This is a genomic window from Bdellovibrio sp., assembly GCF_036384735.1.
In the GTDB taxonomy this organism is placed as follows: Bacteria; Bdellovibrionota; Bdellovibrionia; order Bdellovibrionales; family Bdellovibrionaceae; genus Bdellovibrio.
Window position 1 is genome coordinate 44927 of record NZ_DASVLT010000038.1, and the last position, 20020, is coordinate 64946.

Genomic DNA, 20020 nt, shown 5'->3' on the forward strand with positions numbered 1-20020 from the left:
TTCATCGGTGTCTCAGGAATAGACTGAATAGACCTAGGTCCTGAACAAAAGGAAAAAACGAATGAAATTTACTTTATGGAACGACTGACAGACGAAAGTTTTACTCTTGAATACTGTTGCTATCTTCAAGCTGTTCTTCGTCGGCCTTTTCTAAATCTTGAAGAGTCATTGTGTCTTCTTCAGAAGATTGAATTTCCTGAGGTGGAGGCACGGGGCTTAGGAAGTTTTGAATCTTCTCCATCGCCGTATTGTATTCAGCTTCGTTGATGCGTCCGTAGTGATATAGATCATTCACGATGCGATCCAGGCGCTTGCGGGCAAACGGAGTCAGTTCCTTTTTAAAGTAAGAACGAGAATATTTCGCAGGGTTTGGCAGAACCATCGCAAGGAATGCACATTCGACCACGTCGAGTTCCGCCGGAGTTTTCTTGAAATAGTAAGCGGCAGCGCTTTTAACGCCGTAAATATCTTTACCGAACTCAACGACGTTCAAGTACCTTTCGATGATTTCTTTCTTCGTTAAAGTCTTTTCGATGCGATCCGTGATAATGGCCTCAAGACCTTTGCGCAAGAAGGTGCGATCTTGATTTAAAAACAAATTTTTCGCGAGCTGTTGAGAAATAGTAGAGCCGCCTCTCTTATACATGCCCTTCTCCCAACCTTCGCGGAAATTCTTTTCAATCGAATCCCAATCAAAACCGTGATGGTTATAAAAATTAGAATCTTCCGTAAGGATGATGGTCTTCGCAAGGTAAGGGGAGATCTGCTTCAAAGGAACATAGTTGGCAGAGCCAGGACACAAATGCACATGATACATGGTTGTGACCATGCACCCTCTTATTTCCTGTGGAGTTGGCAGCCAATTCCATAGTGCAATGGCGGCAGCCAACATCATCGCGGCTACAGCAAAGAAAAAAAGACTCACCCATTTCATATTAAGAAAGTAAACCCTGATCCTTCATCCACTGAACGCTATTATGAATGGCCTCACGAGCAGGACGAGGAGTAAATCCCAATTCCTTTTGAGCTTTTGATGAATCAAACCAGTGATACATCGTTGCGGTCCAAGCATTCTCGCGACTTAAAGGACCTTTCATTCCCACAGATTCAAGACAATCCCCGACAGCACCCACAACATGCAAGATTTGATCAGGCAAGTGATGTGGAGGAGGATTTACCCCGGCCTCTTTCGCAATCATTGTGAAAAGATCTTTGATCAGAATATTTTCGCCAGCCAAGATATAGCGCTCGCCTTTGCGACCGTTCTTCCAGGCACTCAAAATTCCTGCAACAACGTCTTCAACCGCCACGACGTTAACTCCGCCAGATGTATAGAACTTGAATTTTCCCTGAGCAACCTTGACTTGCATTTTGCGGCTGCCTTTTTTTGCGTCGCCAGATCCATAAATCGTTGAAGGATTTAAAATAACTGCGTCGATTTCACCGCGATCACAGGCTTTTTTCACGATCTGTTCGGCTTTGTGTTTTGTCTCGAAATAACCAAGGTTGAGATCATGAACGTTGAATTCAGAGCTTTCGTTCAGGACATGATCCTGAGTCAAGGCGCTGCCAATTGCTACGACCGATGATAAATAAACCAAGCGACGCACTTTGCATTCGCGGCATACTTCCACGACATTTAATGTTCCTTGAACATTGACCTTCTCCATTAAGGCACGTTCAGATTTTTTGTAAGCAATGACGCCAGCGAGGTGGAAAACGGTGTCAATGCCTTTGAACGCCTCTAATAAAGAAAGAATGTCGGTCACGTCACCGTGAATGAATTTACAATCGATGCCGTTTAACTCTGAGGTGTCGCTGTTGGGACGGACCAGAGCATAAACCTCGTGCCCCTCTTTAACGAGAGCGCGGGTGACCCAACTGCCTAAAAATCCATTAGCGCCTGTTACAAGAACTTTCATGATGTCGTAGCCTCTTTTTCATCCATACGTGCTAGAACTTTTTCGCAGAGCCTAGCGAACATAAGACCAAAACAAATTCCGAGCAATCCTCCGCAGAAGACGTCAGTTGGAAAATGAACCCCGCTGTATACACGACTGTAACTGACAAGAAAGGCTATCGTATAGGTTGGAATTGCAACGACGGGAAATATTGTTGATGTGAATGCTGCGAAGCTAAACATGTTCGTTGCGTGATTGGAAACAAAACTGTAGCCGCCGAATGGAGCTCTTACCTGAACCGTCAAACCCTGCGTTTCGGCAGGTCGTGGACGGCGTACGGTCTTCTTCAAAGCGTAGTTGCCGAAGCCATCAGATAAAAGAACGCTGAGGGTGCAGAAACAGATAATGACTAAACCTTTTTTAAATCCACGTCTCCAAAGAATGGCGGCTAAAATCAGAGGCACGACAATAATTTTGAAGGGCAGAGTCTTATGAAGATCTGTGATGTTTGGAAAAAAAGAATCCGCCCACGATGCCGTCCATTGAGAATTGATCAGCATGAAAAGACGTTTATCGAGGTTCAAAATATAGTCGAGCATGTCGAAGATCATACTCTAAAAAGTTGCCATCTGAAAGTCTAGGTCTTCGGCGGGTCTAAGTGTCATCACTTCAGCGCTGTGGCATGATTTTGTACATGGACAAAGCAACATGGTTAGGGCTTCTAGTCGGTTTCGGTGGGATTATCGCAGGCAATCTTCTAGAAGGCGGGCACATGAGTTCACTCATGCAGCTGACGGCATTTATTATTGTTCTTGCGGGCACTATCGGTGCTGTGATGGTTTCAAGTTCTGAGAAGGACTTAAAAACCGGATTGGCATTGGCAAAGGCGGCTTTTAAGACAGAAGAAAGTCATATCAAAAACCGCATTGTCGAGATCGTTGATTATTCGCGATTAGCAAAGAAAGAATCATTGCTGGCTCTTGAGCCACGAATTGGTCGTGTAAGTGATCCGCTTTTGCAAAATGTGCTTCGCAGTGTTGTTGATGGCATCGATCAAAATACAATCCGTGATATTTATGAAACTCAAATTCTGACAGAAGAAGATGAACTGCTTGCAGGCGCCAAAGTGTGGGCTGATGCCGGTGGATTTGCACCGACGATCGGCATCATCGGTGCGGTTCTGGGTTTGATTCACGTGATGGGGAATTTAACTGATACAAGCAAACTGGGTGCCGGTATTGCAGTCGCTTTCGTTGCCACTGTGTATGGTGTAAGTTCTGCCAATCTCTTATTTTTGCCTCTGGGAAATAAGATCAAAAGAAAAGTTCACGAGATCACCCGCGAAAAACAACTGATTCTTGAGGGCGGATTGATGATCGCCGGCGGAGCAAATCCGATCGTTGTGGAACAGAAACTTCATGCCTTTCTAACAAGCGAACAAAAATAATATGCAGATTCGTAGAAACCGCAAACATGAAGAACACGAAAATCACGAACGGTGGTTGGTGTCCTATGCGGATTTCATTACGCTGCTATTTGCTTTTTTTGTTGTGATGTACGCTACTTCCAACTCCAATTCTGAAAAACAAAAAGATTTCGAAGACTCGATCAAGTTGAATTTTCACTTGATGGGAAAAGGCGGCAGCGACGAAAACAGTGATTCGATAGAAAATTCATTGGCTGAACTTGTGATGCCACTAGGAAGCTTTCCTAAAAAAGGGGGCTCTCGTGAGGCGGCTGACTATGTGGAAAGGTCTTTGGATAAGTCCATGACGGGCGAGCAAAAGAAATCCGCCATTCAAGACATTTATCATGATGCAGTCGGTGTGCGTGTTGCCTTGACTGCTTCGACATTTTTTCAGCCGGGTTCTGCCAAACTGAAAATGTCTGCGCTTCCTTCGTTGGATAAAGTTGCGGAAGTTCTGAAATCAAATGACAAGCGTGTGATCATTGAGGGTCATACGGATGATACGCCGATTGAAGACTCCCAATTTCCCAGTAACTGGGAGCTGGCGGGCGGTCGCGCAAGCGCTGTTGTTCGATATTTCGTAAAGTATCACAAGCTAGATCCAAAACGATTCGTATCGATTTCTTACGGAGATCAAAAGCCCATGGTTCCGAATGATACTGAGGAGCATAAGGCAATGAATCGAAGAATTGAAATCCTGATAGTCACTGACGACAAGAAGGCGGAAATATAAAAAGCCGGATTTGCATCCGGCTTTTTAATTAGGAAAGAAGTCGAAGTCTAAGAACTATACGCACTCTTTAAGTTTGCGCACGATTTCCATCGCTTTTGTTTTATCAACTTTTTTCACGTCCATGATCGCTTGCACGAACGCTTCTTCAGAAGTTGATTTCGCACCTGTTTCGATCAATTGATCGTGGCGTTCGATGATTTGAGTGTAAGAATCGCGCTCGGCTTTAGAGAATCTTGTCAAAATGCCTTCTGGTAAGCTTTCAAGTTTAGTCAAAGCTTGAGTTGTGTCTGTCAATTCAGATGGATTCAGTTCTTTTGCTGACTTGCGAGCACCCGTCAAAGAAGCGTTTGCAAGTAATTTTGCAGAAGCGGAAGCCGCCGCATCGATAGATTTACCTTCAGCGGCATCTGTTTTAGAGATTTCTACAGCCATTTTTTTAGCCGCGATCACAGTTGCCAAACTGTCCAAGCGTTCTGCGGATTTTGCAGAATCTGACATCAGAGACATAGCCAAAGCATTGTTTTTTCCAGAAGGAAGGTTCAACTCGTTGATCATTTTGTCGCGAGCTGCTTGAGCTTGTTGTGCACTCAGACCTTTTGCAGTTGCACCCTTACCGAAAGCCGCTTCTTTAATTTGCTTTGTATACTCCACAAGGGATTCGCGAACTGACTTTGCTCCTGAAACACCTGCGTAAGATGTCGAGAATGACATTGTTGTCGCCAAAGCTACCATACCGATTACAAATGCTTTTTTCATGACTCTCTCTCCTTAGTCAAAAAAGTAAAATTGATTCAAATATGGTAAAAGCAAAAGCAATGCTACGTAGGATGCGGATAAATTCATTCCTATGCCCTTAGGATGTCAAAGTCCCAAGAGCAAGGACACTTCTGGGCACCGTCTCAACTTGAGGCGATATATAGTTCTTTAAGTAGATGAAAGAAAAGGGCCTTTTTCAAACAAAAGGCCGCAATTGTAGGACTATGGGAATGTCTCGTTTTGAGACAATTGTTTCTGCGGAAGAGGTTGCTCAATTTGTTGAACTCCAGGCATGCGCCAAGAGCGATTCAGAATTTCTTTTTTTGGCCAATAGAATCGAGCTGTCAGAGCAAAATTCCCCTGAGGTGTGGGCAACCAATTGGCAAGATATCGTTTGGCCGGAGGTTGATATTGCACGAATAAAGTTAATGAACCGTCTTTGTTAAAAACAAGTGGGCCATTGCTACCAACAGCATATTTGTTCAAGGGATTTTTTACGAAAGCGAATTTATCGTTATACATCGTCACAGACCAGAAAGCTTCGACGGGAGGAAGTTTTCCCTTCGCAAAATGAATGACGTAATTGTTCTTTCCGTTTAAGCGCCTTGCTCTTGAGTCATAAGCAGCTCTCGCATAAGTTGTATCTTGGGGAAGACTTGCACCCAATTCTGTTTTTGCTACAGTCGCGCGATTTGAATAGTTCGTGCCGTAACGACCTCTGTCGAAGTTATAGGCCCAGCCGCCACTTTTTTCGCTCTTCGGATTTTTTGCAGCATTGATGATTTTATTGAGAGCAGCAATTGCACCCTCATTCAAGGCGGCACGTAAATCTGGTGACAGTTTTGCCGCATCGAAACTTCGACCTGGCACTAAGCCAATCCGTTTCATTTTCTCGAGCATCAAACCGTCTTGGTCTGTGGGAGGATTGCGTTTCATAGATTCTGCCATGCGAGTAAAGAAGTCCAAACCGGACAAAGCTTCGACTTGATCTACTGGTGTTTGAGTCATATTGACGCCTTCTTTAACCCTAACGTCACTTGGAGGAACATAAGTTTGTCCCCAAGAGCTCAGCGGAATCAGAGTATATTTCTGTTGAAGAGCGTGAACTTTGTCATAATCTCTTGGGCCATTAGTTTGCGTGCGTCCTATGATCCATACGTCGTTGGTTGGCGCTTTAATTTGCTGAAGACCTACGGGAACTGTTCCGTGCCAGTTGGGGCCCGTGACTACAAAATCTATTTTTCCATTTCCGGTCGTACGAGATCCTGGATTTGCAAAGACGTCTGTCCATGCGCTCATCATCTGCATAAGATAATAACGATTGCCTAGATCGGGCAGACTGAGCACCACCGGTCCGTTACTAAGATCAAGCCATGCCGAACTATAAAGGGTATCAGCGTTTGGTGAAGCGACATCTGTAGTTGAATCATCTGGAGAAGTTTTTTTATGAACAAATTGATTTAAGGGCGCCGCACTTTCCGTAGCCATCGCGGAATGAGTCATCATGTCTTTTGTAACATCCATAATCACAAGGGGATAGCCAAAGGCATAAACTTGCTCTGCCAAAATCCTGGCTTCGCGTACGCCGGCCTCTGCTGTCGGAGCCGTCACTGAAGTGGCGGAAGAAGTGGTTTCAGTTTTTGTCGGAGAGCTTTTGCAGGAATTGATCGCGAATAAGAGCGCACTGAGTGCGAAGACAAAGAATATTCTCGAATACATTTCAAACCCCCATCCTAGAGATTCATTCACAGGATCAAGAAAGATGGGGATGAAGAAAAGGAGAACAGATTGAGTCTGCCAATAATCACCGCAAAGTTTTTTATGGGCCAGACCTAGGGCTTCCCTGGCATCGTCATTCCTCTCATTGCTGCAAGCTTTGCCTGGATCTCGTTATTGAATTTATTTTGCTGGATGTTCGCCTGTTTCAGGTTGCGAATCTTATCCCAGCTAACTGCATTAGCCATGCTTCCATACATCATCACTTCTGAAGCCAATGATTGAAGATTCTCAAGACAAGCTACTGCGATTTCTTGCTGTTGAGCGTTTAGTTTTACAAGAGCCCCATCCTTTGCATCTCCGACACCTAAAGATGTCGCCACATTTTTCAAAGACACTTGAATTTTTTGAAGCTGCTCATCAAGTTGATAATTTTCCAATGGAGATTGAATCGCCTCATGACCATCGATTTGCACGATCTTGATTTGTTGAATAAGTCCATTCAACACCGCAAATTCTTGCTCTACCGCTTTCAATGGATCTTGAGTAGGCGCCTTCGTCAAAATTGTCGAAAGATCCAATTTATAAGAGGCAGTTGGCTGTAGAAGTTCGCTCAATAATGATAGATATGTGCGCTCTTCCTGGAAGGCCGCATTCATAGCGCCGTTAGAAATTGGTCCGCGGTTGAATGTCGCTTTGTCAGTGCGAACCTGTCCCCAGAACTCCTTATCAAAGAAATTCTTAGTGCTATTGCCAAGTTTATCCCACATTTTCTCGAAGACATTTGCGTAAGCCTGGCGGTCTTGGCGATAAATTGTGCGAACCATGTTAGCTACGATCGAATCATAGTCTTTGCCGAATTCTTCAAACGCCTTTTGCATTTGTGACTCGGTTGTTTTTGTCCACCATTGTGGGAATCCGGATTCTTTAGCATCACCCACGATATTTGGGCGTGCGGTTTGGACGATATAATCTAAAAAGCCGGTATATTTTTTTCTGTTATGGTCAAAGACATCCCAAGAATAGATATTCTTAGCGCGTGAACGTGGCATGCCGACCGTGTCGCACAAATTACTGAAATCATCTTTAGGATTTCCCAACATTGGCGGCAGGAACACAGAAGGGAAGCCGCGAGAAGTCTTAACAACTTTCGCGCCTGCCTCCGCGTTTGGTCCACACACCATTTGCATCATCAAATAATCAGTCATTGTTGGAGTAAAAAACACGCCAACCTGTCTGTAGTAAGCAGTACCTTTGAAATTTTCAGAAGTTGTCGGAGCTGATTGATAAGTCGCAAGGAAGCCGCGGCCTTTTTCTAGCATTGGATCTGGTTTGCCCAGTTTCGTTTTTGTATCTTGCAAGGCACGGATGTACCACTGTGTAGAGGCTACATTTTGCACAGATTGTTCGATCGTTGTATTCAACAAGTCTAATCCCTGACCCATTACCATATGGTCATCCGAAGCCAACATATCGCGAATTTTTTTGAATTGAATTTTCTCGTTCGGATTCATGTACTTAAAATTGCCGTCTTTGATGATTTGATCCATCGAAGCAACCACATCGGCAACAGTATCAGCCTGCCAGTTTTCAACCATCTTAGGACTTTGGAAATAAAGATCTTCGCGACCTGCCTCCATGCCTTTTGCTGGAACTCCATTCAGTGGATAATAGGCAAGAAGTGGTTTAAACGGAGATTGATCATAACGAACATTGCGCACTTCATTTACGAAAGCGTTGTAGAAAGCATAACTAGAGTTGTACATGCTTGTAAGTTGGAAAAGATTTTCCGACCAGGCTTGATGTGCCTCATAGACATCCGAAAGGTTCATCATGCGCCATTCCGTCATTTTCGTTCTGAAATTTTTGATGTCTTTCTTTAATTCAACGTTGGAAGCAGTCCATTGAGATGCCTTTAATGCATTGACGTCTTTAGTAAGATCATCACCCATTGTATTGAATGTCGCTCCGTCGAAGAAATTCTTCCACGCATAGGTTACTTTGCGATTCAGCCATGCATCGATCGCTACAAATACGCCAATTTGTAAACCTTTAACAACAAGAAGGCGGATGCCCTTAAGTTCCATTGTTCCAGGCATCAACCACAAGGCGATATCAACGCCAGTTAATTTGAGCACAACACGAGTCACAACAGATTGAGCCATCCCTGCAAGTGCAGAAGATGCAAGCATAGAAACCATGCCTGGAGCGAACTCCCAGATTTTTTTGTGAATCACAAGATATTCGTAAGCTTTAGAGCAAGGATCAGCATCGATACCAGCCGCTTGATCTTGAGCAGAAACTTTTCCACCCATCATCACCTTTCCGCAGGCCATGACGTTCGGATCAGAAGCCACTTGGGAAAGGTAGCTTTGTACGAAAGCGCCTACCGTCATTCCAAGATATGGAATCATGTGATGGAATTTTGGGTTGGTCATGTACATCGCAAGAACATTTGAAGTCAGACCCTGAGAGGCCATAAACGCAAAGAAGCCAAAGACACCAATTGGTGAAAGTTGATGGTCGATGTGCTGCTTCATCGCAGTTGGATTTTGTGAGTAGTTTGTAATAAGTTGGCCAGCCACCACGGCACCCATCGCGACAAAGAAAATCAAAGACTCTGTCGGAAGACTTTTCATCGAATGAGAAAATGCAGATTGACCCGCACCTTTCACGCGCACCATTTCATCTAAAAGCATTCTATTCAAAGATTTAGGAGAAAATTTGCGAAGATTTTCCTCATCACCGAATGGGATTTCCATAGCCAGTTGATTCGATGACTTATCGTAAACAGCGGCCTTCTTGTTCGTTTCATCAACAACCAAACGATAGCCGAGTGGCTCCAAGTAATCGCGGTACTGGGTCATCTTAGCTTTTTCAGCGTCTGTCATGTTTCCAGCAAACGCAGGACCGATCGCGGTGTTCAACAAGGCGATGGACACTAGGATTTTCTTGAACCAATTCATACTTGCTCCTCAAGACAGAAACTGTCTCATGATGAAGAGAAGCAAGCTTAGTGCCCTTTAACTGCTATTGGCTGGATTTGGCATGTCTCTAAATGAGACAATGCCTGTTTCGGGCACGGGGATGTCTAGAAAATGACAGAGATCTTCCAGTTGTCCTTGGTATCGCGAATTTCCCCTTCCAATCGAAGCTCGGTTTGGAAGAGGGAATAAGAAATTCCCGCAGAGAAATCCCCAAGGGATCTGCCTTCTGAAGTCGAATACAAATATTTCGCATCAAGCAGAGTGCGGAAGTGATCGGTCCATTTATTTACAAGTAAGCCTTCTACTCCGAAGTGAGGTCTTGCCTCTTCAAATAGATGGCTGTTTTCTGTGATCAAAAACATATTCCAGCGTGCAGCCTGCGGAATTGGCAAGTCCAAGCCCGCACCTATGCCGCCGTTAAAGTAAGGCGCAAGTTTTGGCTCGGTTCCAACATCGACTTTCCAGCTCAATGGATGTTCAAATTCAGTCCAGGGATACGTTGTGATAATATTTAAGAATGTAAACTGATGAAGATCTAAATTTTGCTCTGTTGGACGATAACGAAAATCAAAACTAAAGAAATCCAATTGTGAAAATGGCGCAAGACCGCTGTCATCGGAAAGCAAATCATGAAATCCGCGTCGCCATTTGAAAGAATAAAAATCGACTTTATCATCCTGTCCATAAGCCCAATAAACGGCGGAGGTGTCAGGACTTGATAGAGGAGACTTTGGCTGAGGAATCTTGACTGGTTCAGTGATATTTCCCAACTGAGCGCGAGCGACAGAAAGCTGATATTTCTCGTCCTTTTTTTCTTTTTGCTCTCGATATTCGGTTAATGCCAAATAGCTTAATGCGGCTTCAAGGCTTGTCGCTTTTTCTTTCTTATTTAGGGACTGATAAGTGGGCTCATTCAAAGATTTGTCCTTGATGATTTCCTTTAAAGCACTGCGCTGAGAAAAATTTAGATGAGAATAACGAGCGTGCCACTCGGCTTGCAATGAACTTCGGACTTTTTCTCCGTCAAGAAGCCACTTGCGATCCATCACCTTTACGGTATCAAGGGGAATGACAATATCATGAAATTCGGATGTTAAATCCAAATCAGGCTTCGCAACTTCGATCAATTCAAGAATTTGAGCGGAACAGTTTTCGTCTGCGAAATAATAGGGCGCATAGCCACCTTCAATTTCTAGAAGATGATCAATCATGAATTCAACCTCTTCGGGTTTTAAATTCATTTTGTATTCCCAAAGGTCCCGTCCTTCGAGGTTTGTGTATTCGCGAATTTTCTGATGGTAAGGCTGCATAGAGTAAGCGCCAGGATAAGATCCGAAAAGACCCTTCAGTGCATACAATGCGCCCGTATCATCACCAGTGACGGCGGCATAATTCACGCCGTAATCGAGCAAATCAAGACGACCGGTGTTTTTAGGATTGTGAAAGCGCAAGAATGTGTGACCAAAGCTAGATGCAGCACTGCTGAGGTCACTTGCTGCAAAGATCAAATAAACTTCTTTGGCGCCGAGATCTGCTTTCCACTTGTCACGCTCGGGGCAGGCGATCAAATCTTCAGTGGCGATATTGACTACTTTTTTTAACCAAGCGGTTCGAGCAAGATACCGACATTGGGCTTTGCCATCAGCAGAGAATAATAAATCAATCGTCGCATTGAGTTCCGCTTGAGGATCTTTTGCGCCTTCCGAAGAAATAAAAAAATTCCCACGGATTGGAGAGTAATAAGAACGTATAACGCCTTTGCGGTAATGCCCGAGGCGCAACCATTGAGCCGAGTGAGCAAGATCTTGTTTCAGAGCTTGTTTCTTATAGTCCTCGGTACGTGCTAAGGAAAAGCCCCACGCAAGATGTGGGGCTATCAGAATGAAAAAACCTAGAAGCTTAAGAACCATGGCACTGTTGTGCTAGATCCTTTTGTGTCGCCATTTCAGAGTTCAAGTTTTTAACCATGTCAGCTGCAGACGTGTTCGCTGCTGGCAAGATTTTAGAATATGAACCTTGTGCGAATGAACCAAAAGCTTGTTGAGCAGACTCGTCCCAGCAGCCTTTCATTTGTGCCAAAGTATAAAGTTTTTCGCCATGGCCCTGAGCCATTTCACGAGAAAGCTCTTCTTGATTTACTTCAACAAAGTATTGGATTTCTTTGTCATTCATAACGATACCGCTTGCAGAGCAGTTTGAAGTACCGGAAGTGATACCAAATGCTTGAGTTAGGAATGTACCGTTCGTAGTCATAGCGAACAATTGCAAAAGCTTAGAGTTTTTAGTGATGATCATGCTACCAAGACCGCAACCAGCATCACCGGCGAAAGCTTGAGCAGAGAACAAAACTACCAATACACATAGAACCTTTTTCACGAGAAACCTCCTTGTATTTATTCAATGCTTGCTTAAGACTAAATGAACATCAAGGAGAGTTCATGGCAGTCCAGGACGTCAATCGACAAACAATGAAAGAAGTGGTCGAAAATAATCAAATTGTGATCGTCGATTTCTGGGCAGAGTGGTGCGGGCCATGCAAAAGATTTTCACCGATCTTTGAGTCCGTTGCGGCCAAACACGCAGACATCAAATTTGTGAAGGTCAACACTGATATCGAACAAGAACTTGCTGCAATGTTTGAAGTTCGTTCGATTCCAACAATCGCTGTTATTAAAGAACAGGACATCGTCTTTGTACAACCGGGTGCTTTCCCAGAAGAGGTTTTGGAAGAGGTTGTTCAGAAAGCTCGTGATCTTGATATGGAACAAGTTCGTAAAGATAATCCACGCTAGATACAAAAAAACCCGCTGCTAAGAGCGGGTTTTTCGTTTTCACATCTCGAAAGAAATTATCTTACGATTTCGATGTGCTTGATAACTACCGGCTCAACCGGGCGATCCATTGGACCTGTTTTAGAATTTTCGATAGAATGAACAACATCCATTCCTTCTACAACTTCACCGAACACAGTGTGACGACCATCCAACCAAGGAGTTGGAACTGTCGTTACGAAGAACTGCGAACCGTTCGTGTTAGGACCCGCATTTGCCATAGACAAGATGCCTGGTTTGTCGTGCTTAGGAGCACCAGCTGGGAATTCATCTTCGAAACGGTAACCCGGGCCACCAGTTCCAGTTCCAAGTGGGCAACCACCTTGGATCATGAAGTTTTTGATCACGCGGTGGAAAGTCAAACCGTCGTAAAATGGCTTTTTAACTTTTTCGCCAGTTTTAGGATCCGTCCACTCTTTAGTGCCTTCTGCAAGACCCACAAAGTTTTCAACAGTTTTTGGAGCTTTATCGTTGAAGAATTTAACTTTGAAATTTCCTTTGTTTGTTTCGAAAATCGCGAACATCGGTGGTCCCTTCTTCTTGTCAGTCGCTTTTTTTGTCGCCGCTTTGGAATCTTTTGCGGACTTTTTTACTTCTTTTGTTTGCTTCGTTTCTGTCGCCTTCTCAGTGGAAGTCGTTTCAGCGGCATCAGCACGGAAGCTGAAGGCTGCTAGCAAAAACGCAAAAAGGTAGATCCAAATAACCTTCTTGATATCGATATTTTTCGACACGTTTGAACTCCTAATTGTCTTAGACACCTTCACTATTAGTGAGGCTTCCGACGAGGGTCAAGTGCCTTCAGAATGGCAATGTTCCGTCCGAAGAGCTCTCGAATTTCATCGAAAAGCTTCGTTGACGAAGTATGAAGCGCCAAGGCAAGCGCATGAAAGGACTCGTGATTTGGGTTCACTTCCGATGAGGATTCTGACGCCACAAGCTGAAGCATTTGTTCAATTTGACGCAAGCGATCGTAACTCTCCTTTAAAGGAGTGGCTTCAGCTCCCATCAGAGACAAAAACTCTGAAGTTTCAGTCTTATGAACCGCGATTTTTTTATCTAAGACAAAGGCTTGAGACGCCAACTCAAGATCGATCAAACCACCCTCGCTGTACTTCAAATTTAGCAATGGTGATTTGCTAACAAGTTCCTGACGAATGCGATCCAGTTCGGAAAGCTCATTTTGCGAAAGACCTTTTTGAATATATTCGTTCACCAAGTTTGGACCTTTGCTTCCGATCCAACGAGCTTTCAAATAGGCCTGTCGCTCCCAAGCTTGCGATTCGTTTCTCAAATACTCGCGTAAATCATCAAGAGGCATCACCAACGGTCCCGCTTTTCCGGAGGGACGAAGACGCATGTCGATGGAAAAAATATTTCCGCCACGATGAGGCTCGGTCAGGCGAGTAATAAATCTCTTTGCTACTTTGAAGTCGTTATCAACAGGCTCATTAGGAATCACAAAAATAAAATCTAGATCTGAGCGGAAACCAAGTTCAGAGCCACCCCATTTTCCTAACGCTAGAATTTGTAGCGATGAAGGATATTCTTTCTTAATCTCATTCAATAGAGTCTCGGCAATGCCATCCGCTGTTGAAGTTAGATTCTTTACCAGTGGTTCAAGTTCTTTATTTTCTAGGAACTGGCTGCCGGTGATAAGTTCCGCCAAAAGCTTTTTCTCGGCCAGCTCTTCAAGAAGCTGTCCCATATCCTCAGAGAATTTATCTTGGGCTCGATAAACGAAACTATCTAAAAGCTCAGGCCTGTTGCAAAGAATACGGGACAAGTAAGGGGAGTGACCAAAAAGCCAGGCGAGCTTTCGCATCAAAGGCTTTTCACGCAAAAGCATCGCAAAGAAAGTCGCCTTGGCGCGAGTGCCATGAATGAAATCTTTCAGTAGTAAAAGCGCGCGATGGGAATCACCACCTTGCTCCTTTAAAAGAATCAAAAACTCGTGCAGGAACGATTTTCTAGCAAGCTCATCGCGACCACGATTTCTAGAAAGAACCTCTTGGTCTAAGATTTCATTCCAAAGGTCTTGCAGCTCTTCGCTACCAAGTCCGGTCTCTTGTAGCTGCTCTTCAAGGGACACTTCTTGAGGAGCTTCGCCTAATAAGGATTTCACTGTTTGATCACAGCGTTTCATTTGCGCCGAAAGATCTTTTAAAAGATCTATTACAAACTGCGGATGAGTTTCATTCGTGCGAATCAAATGAGTTTGCTGGTCATCTAAGGCTTGCACGTAATTTTCAAGACAACGCAAGTTCCAATAATGTTGAGTTAAAAAGCGGGCTTCGTCTTCAGGCAGAAGCTTTCTATCTGCTAGTAAACCCAAAGCGTCCGTTGTGCCACGAACTTGCAAGCTTGGATCTTTTCCACCATGCACAACTTGCAAAGCATGAGTGAAAAGTTCCACGTCACGAATGCCTCCTACACCAAGCTTCAGATCCACAACGTTTTCTTGAGTGCGGCCCCAATAATGAGATTGAATTTTCGAGCGTAAGGTTTTTAGATCCTCAAGCAGCGTAAAATCGAGATGACGACGGAAAGAAAATTTATGAGCAAAATCCATCACAGCTTGAATAAGATTTGCGTCACCACATAGAGGACGTAGACGAACAAAGGCCAAACGCTCCCACGTTTCGCCATAATTTCCATAGTAATCCCGGAATTGCTCAAGCGTTGGAATCAAAGGACCTTGCTTGCCCCCCGGGCGTAAATCAAAATCCACACGGAAAACAAATCCGTGAGCTGTGCGTTCCGTCAGAATTTTTTGAAATTTCCGAAGACCACCAAGTGCTGATGTCGATTCTTCTAAAGAGATCAGAAGAATATCCACGTCAGAACTTAAATTCAGTTCAGAAGATCCTAATTTTCCTAGCGCAAAAAGAGCGATTTTTTCGGAAGGGAAGCAATGCTGGAAAGCTTTTTCAAGCAGGGAATCGGCAGCCTTACTCCAGGTAAGACAAATATTTTTTGGATCGTCAGAGTTGGTCTTCGCGGCCTCGGCGCATTGGGACCAAATCCCTTTGCGCTCGATGCGAAGTTGATCGTCGAAATTAGTCAACGTTTTTAGACCACTTTGGTTTGAAGTAGTTGTAGTTGTCGTTTGTCACACGACGCTCTTCAGTGCCATCAACAGTGGAAATATAAATCTGATTTTTTCCAGTTCGATTGCTTGTGTACATCACAAAGCGACCGTCTGGAGAAAAGCTTGGGTCTTCATTGCTTGAAGCTCTGCCGTTTGGCTTCTTTGCTGAAGTCAAACGGACCATGCCCGTGCCGTCCGAGTTCATCACGAAGATATCAAAATGATCTTCACTCTGGCCCGCAAACGCAATTTTCTTTCCATCTGGCGACCAAGAAGGAGACGAGTTAAACACACCTGCAAATGTCAGACGTTTTACGCCACTGCCGTCCGCGTTCATTGTGTAGATCATTGGTTTACCCGCGCGGTCTGATGAAAACGCGATCTTAGAGCCATCCCAGCTAACTGCTGGTTCAACATTCATAGCTCCCGCAGGGCCATTTGTGATTTTGCCCACAAGAGTTCCGTCGTAACTCATTTTATAAATATCAGGATTATTTCCTTGAGAGATCGTGAGATAAATATATTTTCCATCCGGAGAAAATGCAGCCCCCGAGTTGATACCTTGACGGTAAGAGATCAAAGATCTTTTCCCAGAAATAAGATCCAATAAAAGCATGTCAGCGTTTCTGAACTTTGTTCCTACGCGCTTTACATATGATGTGTAAGCGACTTTCTTTCCATCTGGTGACCACGCTGGAGAAATCGAAATACTGCGATGGTTTGTTAATTGATCTGGATTAGCGCTATCCCAATCCATCAGATAGATTTCTTTGTACTTGCTGCCACCGCGATCCGATGAAACTACAACACGGGAAAGGAACATGCCTTCTTTGCCTGTTAATGCTTTCAAGACATCATTCGAGAATGTATGGGCAATACGACGTGCGCTTGAAGTGGGGCCTTTATACTTTTTGCCTAAGACAAGCTTCGCTTGAGAAACCTGATAAGTGTAAGTCTCCAAAGTGACTTCATCGCCGGCGATTGAAAAGCCTGCTTTAACCAAGAAGTCTGCACCGACAGCAGACCAGCTTTGGAATTTAAAACCATTCGGCTGACCCGGAGCTGGTTGTAATCCTGTTTTGCTGGTGTCTTCAAGGAAAGCGCTTTGATTTACGAATTGGAAGTACGATGACACAGACAAGTCGTTCGTGATCGTATTAAACATCTCCGCGCCAACTGATTGGTACTTTGAAGATGAGGTCGGTGAACCGAAATATTGCAATGGCGGGAAGGCCATTAAGCTTTTCTTTGTACGTGCTTCACCAAGCTTGATATAGATGCCGCTGTCTTGAGCAAGAGACATTTGTGCAAATGTCATAAGAGCAAGAAGGATGCATAAAATTCTCATGTGAACTCCTCTTATTCAGGGAAACCGATCAGAATGCCATCCACTTCAACCAAAGAAGTAAATTTCTCTGGTGGGGGAGGGAGTGGGTTCGACTTATCAATTGTCGCCAGCACTTCATCATCGTAACTTTGGTTGCCACTGGATTTTACAATTTTTTTGCCCAAAATTTGCCCTTGAGCATTAATAAAGACTCTCGCCTGTGCCTTTAAACCTTGATTGGCGAGCCACTCAGGCAATTGCCAATGATCTTTAATATGTTTATCTAAATCAGCCGCATAAGTGTCATGCTGCAATTTAGAAAGACCCGACAATGCTGTTCCTGGAGAAATCACATTGCCTTTAACTTTCGCGCCTGTTTTATCCTGGCCCGTTCCTATAGGAGGAGCCGCTTTCTTTTGCTGCGAAACCTCTTGTTTGATTTTTTCTAACGCTGCCAGCGCCTTCAATTTTTCAAGGGCATTTTGTTGCTGAGACTTCGTCTTTTCTAAATTAACTCCGTCTTTTGCAACAGTTTTGGGCTTCACTTCCACTTTAGCTGGAACAGGTTTTGAAGTGGCTTTAGGTTCCGGCTTTTTTTCTGCAACCTTTTCCACAGGTTTTTCCGCTGGCTTTTCTTTTTCTGGCAATGCAGGTTTCGCATTCTCTTTCGCGGAATCCGGAAGTTGTTTTAGCTTTTCTGGCAATCCCACCATATCCACGCGAACCGCCTGTGAAAAATCAATGGGTTCTGGATCCAGGAAGGCCGCTTTGAGTGCGAAAAAAGAAATCAAAATAGCATGAATGGCAAAGGAGATCCCTAAGCCGCGAGATAATTTGTCTTCATTCTGCTGTTGTTTTTCTTCTTCGACGTAGTTCACTTGTCTTTAGGGACGGTAATTAGTCCGATGTTAAAAATTCCGGCAGCCCGAACTTCACCCATGGCTTCCGCGACGAAACCATAATCCACTTTTCGATCTGCTTGGATATAAACTTGTTTATTTTTTCTAGTTTCAAAGATCGCTTTCAACTTAGGACGAAGCTCTGCCATGGTGATCTTCGTTTTTGCCACTGTCATTGATTGATTTGAATCGATGACAATAACAAAAGGTTCTTCATTCAATTCAACACCAGATGAAGATGTTTTTGGCAAATCTACTTCGATACCTTGTTGCATCAACGGAGTCGTCACCATGAACATAATCAGCAAAACCAACATGACGTCCACCAGGGGGGTCACGTTGATCTCACTTAATGTTGCACGGCTTTTACCGCCACCAGCACTCATTCCCATGATTAATTTCCTTGGAAGAAGTTGCGTTTGACGATGTTCAAGAAATCTGCGCTGAAATTATTCAAAGCAATCTCTTGCTTACGAATTTTTGCGATGAAGTTATTATATAGAACAACCGCTGGAATCGCTGCCGCGAGACCGATTGCTGTTGAAATCAAGGCTTCAGAAATGCCTGGAGCCACAACTGCAAGGCTCGCGGAGCCTGTCAAACCGATTTTGTGGAAAGATCCCATGATCCCCCAGACAGTACCAAAAAGACCGATGAAAGGACCCGTACTTCCTGTTGTCGCAAGAACCGTTAAACGAGATTCCAATTTAGCAATTTCGTTTTGTGTCGCTTTATTTAGAATACGCTCCAAGTTATCAAGGCCCGTCAGCACTTGCTTGTCGCCTTCTGTCTTTGACATCAATGGAGATTCAGAGATTTTTTTCATCTCTAGGTAAGCTGCTTTAAACACGCGAGCCAGTGAAGAGTCTTTATATTGATCAACATCTTCATACAAAGTGTCCAAAGAATTTACTTTCCAGAATTTGTTCATGAAAAGTTCGTCGGACTGAACCATTTTTTTAAATGTTTGAAATTTGCTAAAACCAATGGCCCAACAAAATACAGACATTACAATCAAGATCACTAATGTGCCCTGAACGATAGGGCTGGCCTGTGCAATTGCATCGACAGTGTTTGTATTTACCGAAACAGAGGGTGCGGCCTGTGCTGCGTTTACAAATAGCGGTAACATCATGGGAAATCCTCCATGAAACACCTTATGCCTAAATGCATCTTATATCAACCCATGGCAACCCGCCCTAGGTCCAGATTGCATCCTTAATTATGGAGGAGGAAAATCAATCGAAGGGAGTGTTTTTATGACGCGTAAATCTCTCCTTACAATTTTCATTTTCTTTGCCGCATTTGCTAGCTTTTGGTTTTTTAGCTTAAAGAAGGATGTCAAAGAAACTCAGGAAATGTTGAATGATCAACAAGCATCAGCCACAAGCACAAGAAATCCCGCATCAATTCCCGTGGTTGTTCGAAATGCGAACACAACATCTACAAATATAGATGATAGGATCCAGCGCAGAAATCAGGCGGCGAACGATTTGCAAAATATGTCCAACCAACTTTCTGACGAAAAACAGAGACTGCAGGCTCGCGAGCAATTGTTGAACACTTTAAAAAGTCGTCAATCACAGGCGCAACCCATTTCATATGCGACTCAAATTCAGGAACGTGATGATCAAATTCAAGACTTAATGGATGGAGTGAGAGTTTTTAACCGTGCCGAAACGGATCTTTCCCGTCGCGCTGCTTTGGCTTTGCAAAGCCAAAGTGCTAGCGAGCGCGCTGCCCGCGATCAGATTGATGAAAATATCCGCGCACAAGAAGAGTTGATTCGTCAAACTCAAGAACAGATCGACTATTGGAACGCGAATTTAAACTATGCGGTTGAGCGACAGGTTCATTTGGATGAGTTGCAACCATTACTTCAAGCGCAGATGAATCAGCTACAAAGCATGCGCAATCAGCGTCTGGCTTTGTCACAAAATGCACTTCAAACAACAACAGCTGTGCAAAACCAAGTACAAGGCACCAATGGAGATGCAAGTGAACAGCAAAATGCAATGCTCGATGAAATTGCCTCCTTGCGAGATGAAATTCGTGCGATGCAGGCCCAGCAAAATCAATCGAGTATGAGTTACATGACTTTGAATTCACAGATCAGCCAAGCACAAAAAGACTACGACTCTGAAGCGACTCAAGTGCAAAATCTTGAGGAAGCCATTCGTCAAAAGCGAGCGGAACTGCAAAGTCTGCAATAAAAAAGGCCATCGCAAGATGGCCCTTCTTAGATCGCAAAATGTCTTTTCTAACTAATGAGCTGGTGTCTCTTCCGGAGTCACAGTCGGAGAAGGAGATGCTG

The 20020-nt window shown here is 44.0% G+C and carries 18 protein-coding genes; 4 read left to right on the top strand and 14 right to left on the bottom strand.

Annotation, left to right across the window (positions count from 1 at the left end; genetic code table 11):
• Positions 1-100: 100 nt before the first annotated feature.
• Genes mtgA through VF412_RS11260 form a run of 3 tightly spaced genes read right to left on the bottom strand, consistent with a single transcriptional unit; the run spans position 101 to position 2500 of the window.
• On the bottom strand, positions 101-934 hold the full coding sequence (mtgA, locus tag VF412_RS11250; RefSeq protein ID WP_331339339.1) for a monofunctional biosynthetic peptidoglycan transglycosylase: 834 nt from the start codon (positions 932-934) through the stop codon (positions 101-103).
• A gap of 1 nt (position 935) precedes the next feature.
• Entirely contained in the window at positions 936-1922 is a 987-nt protein-coding gene (locus tag VF412_RS11255) for an NAD-dependent epimerase/dehydratase family protein (RefSeq protein ID WP_331339340.1), read from the bottom strand.
• Positions 1919-2500 carry a phosphatase PAP2 family protein gene (locus tag VF412_RS11260; protein WP_331339341.1) on the bottom strand — a complete coding sequence of 194 codons (582 nt, stop codon included), beginning with the start codon at positions 2498-2500 and terminating at the stop codon, positions 1919-1921. The genes VF412_RS11255 and VF412_RS11260 overlap by 4 nt, the downstream gene beginning before the upstream one ends.
• 59 nt (positions 2501-2559) lie before the next feature.
• Here VF412_RS11260 and VF412_RS11265 point away from each other — a divergent pair, with 59 nt between their 5' ends.
• Positions 2560-3348, top strand: coding sequence for a flagellar motor protein (locus tag VF412_RS11265; RefSeq protein WP_331339342.1), 789 nt, complete (start codon positions 2560-2562; stop codon positions 3346-3348).
• A gap of 1 nt (position 3349) precedes the next feature.
• Positions 3350-4102: an OmpA family protein gene (locus VF412_RS11270; protein WP_331339343.1), complete on the top strand. Its 753-nt coding sequence runs from the start codon at positions 3350-3352 to the stop codon at positions 4100-4102.
• A gap of 54 nt (positions 4103-4156) precedes the next feature.
• Here the strand turns inward: VF412_RS11270 and VF412_RS11275 are convergent, their stop codons facing one another.
• The 5 genes from VF412_RS11275 to VF412_RS11295 form a co-directional block, all read right to left on the bottom strand.
• Positions 4157-4858 (bottom strand): hypothetical protein, encoded by a 702-nt coding sequence (locus VF412_RS11275; protein WP_331339344.1) that lies wholly within the window; start codon positions 4856-4858, stop codon positions 4157-4159.
• A gap of 222 nt (positions 4859-5080) precedes the next feature.
• Positions 5081-6577, bottom strand: coding sequence for a DUF1254 domain-containing protein (locus VF412_RS11280; RefSeq protein ID WP_331339345.1), 1497 nt, complete (start codon positions 6575-6577; stop codon positions 5081-5083).
• Between the two features lie 113 nt (positions 6578-6690).
• Positions 6691-9540 carry a hypothetical protein gene (locus VF412_RS11285; protein ID WP_331339346.1) on the bottom strand — a complete coding sequence of 950 codons (2850 nt, stop codon included), beginning with the start codon at positions 9538-9540 and terminating at the stop codon, positions 6691-6693.
• Between the two features lie 125 nt (positions 9541-9665).
• Entirely contained in the window at positions 9666-11471 is a 1806-nt protein-coding gene (locus tag VF412_RS11290) for a DUF4105 domain-containing protein (RefSeq protein ID WP_331339347.1), read from the bottom strand.
• Positions 11461-11937: a DUF3015 family protein gene (locus VF412_RS11295; protein WP_331339348.1), complete on the bottom strand. Its 477-nt coding sequence runs from the start codon at positions 11935-11937 to the stop codon at positions 11461-11463. The genes VF412_RS11290 and VF412_RS11295 overlap by 11 nt, the downstream gene beginning before the upstream one ends.
• A 62-nt stretch (positions 11938-11999) precedes the next feature.
• Between VF412_RS11295 and trxA the strand changes: the two genes are divergently transcribed.
• Positions 12000-12353, top strand: coding sequence for a thioredoxin (gene trxA, locus VF412_RS11300; protein ID WP_331339349.1), 354 nt, complete (start codon positions 12000-12002; stop codon positions 12351-12353).
• Positions 12354-12409: 56 nt separating this feature from the next.
• Here the strand turns inward: trxA and VF412_RS11305 are convergent, their stop codons facing one another.
• From VF412_RS11305 to tolQ, 6 genes are read right to left on the bottom strand one after another with little or no spacing between them, the layout of a single operon-like run.
• Entirely contained in the window at positions 12410-13123 is a 714-nt protein-coding gene (locus VF412_RS11305; protein ID WP_331339350.1) for a peptidylprolyl isomerase, read from the bottom strand.
• Positions 13124-13158: 35 nt separating this feature from the next.
• A complete protein-coding gene (locus VF412_RS11310) occupies positions 13159-15456 on the bottom strand; it encodes a glutamine-synthetase adenylyltransferase (protein WP_331339351.1) in 2298 nt (765 codons plus the stop codon).
• Complete coding sequence (locus tag VF412_RS11315; RefSeq protein WP_331339352.1) at positions 15449-16828, bottom strand: translocation protein TolB; 1380 nt, start codon at positions 16826-16828, stop codon at positions 15449-15451. Before VF412_RS11315 ends, VF412_RS11310 begins: the two co-directional genes overlap by 8 nt.
• An 11-nt stretch (positions 16829-16839) precedes the next feature.
• The gene (locus VF412_RS11320) at positions 16840-17685 is read right to left on the bottom strand and encodes a TonB family protein (protein ID WP_331339353.1); all 846 of its coding nucleotides are present in this window, start codon (positions 17683-17685) and stop codon (positions 16840-16842) included.
• On the bottom strand, positions 17682-18098 hold the full coding sequence (locus VF412_RS11325; RefSeq protein WP_331339354.1) for a biopolymer transporter ExbD: 417 nt from the start codon (positions 18096-18098) through the stop codon (positions 17682-17684). The genes VF412_RS11320 and VF412_RS11325 overlap by 4 nt, the downstream gene beginning before the upstream one ends.
• A gap of 2 nt (positions 18099-18100) precedes the next feature.
• A complete protein-coding gene (tolQ, locus tag VF412_RS11330) occupies positions 18101-18841 on the bottom strand; it encodes a protein TolQ (protein WP_331339355.1) in 741 nt (246 codons plus the stop codon).
• Between the two features lie 124 nt (positions 18842-18965).
• On the opposite strand from tolQ, the gene VF412_RS11335 reads away from it, so the two are divergent.
• Complete coding sequence (locus VF412_RS11335) at positions 18966-19919, top strand: hypothetical protein (protein WP_331339356.1); 954 nt, start codon at positions 18966-18968, stop codon at positions 19917-19919.
• Positions 19920-20020: the final 101 nt, after the last annotated feature.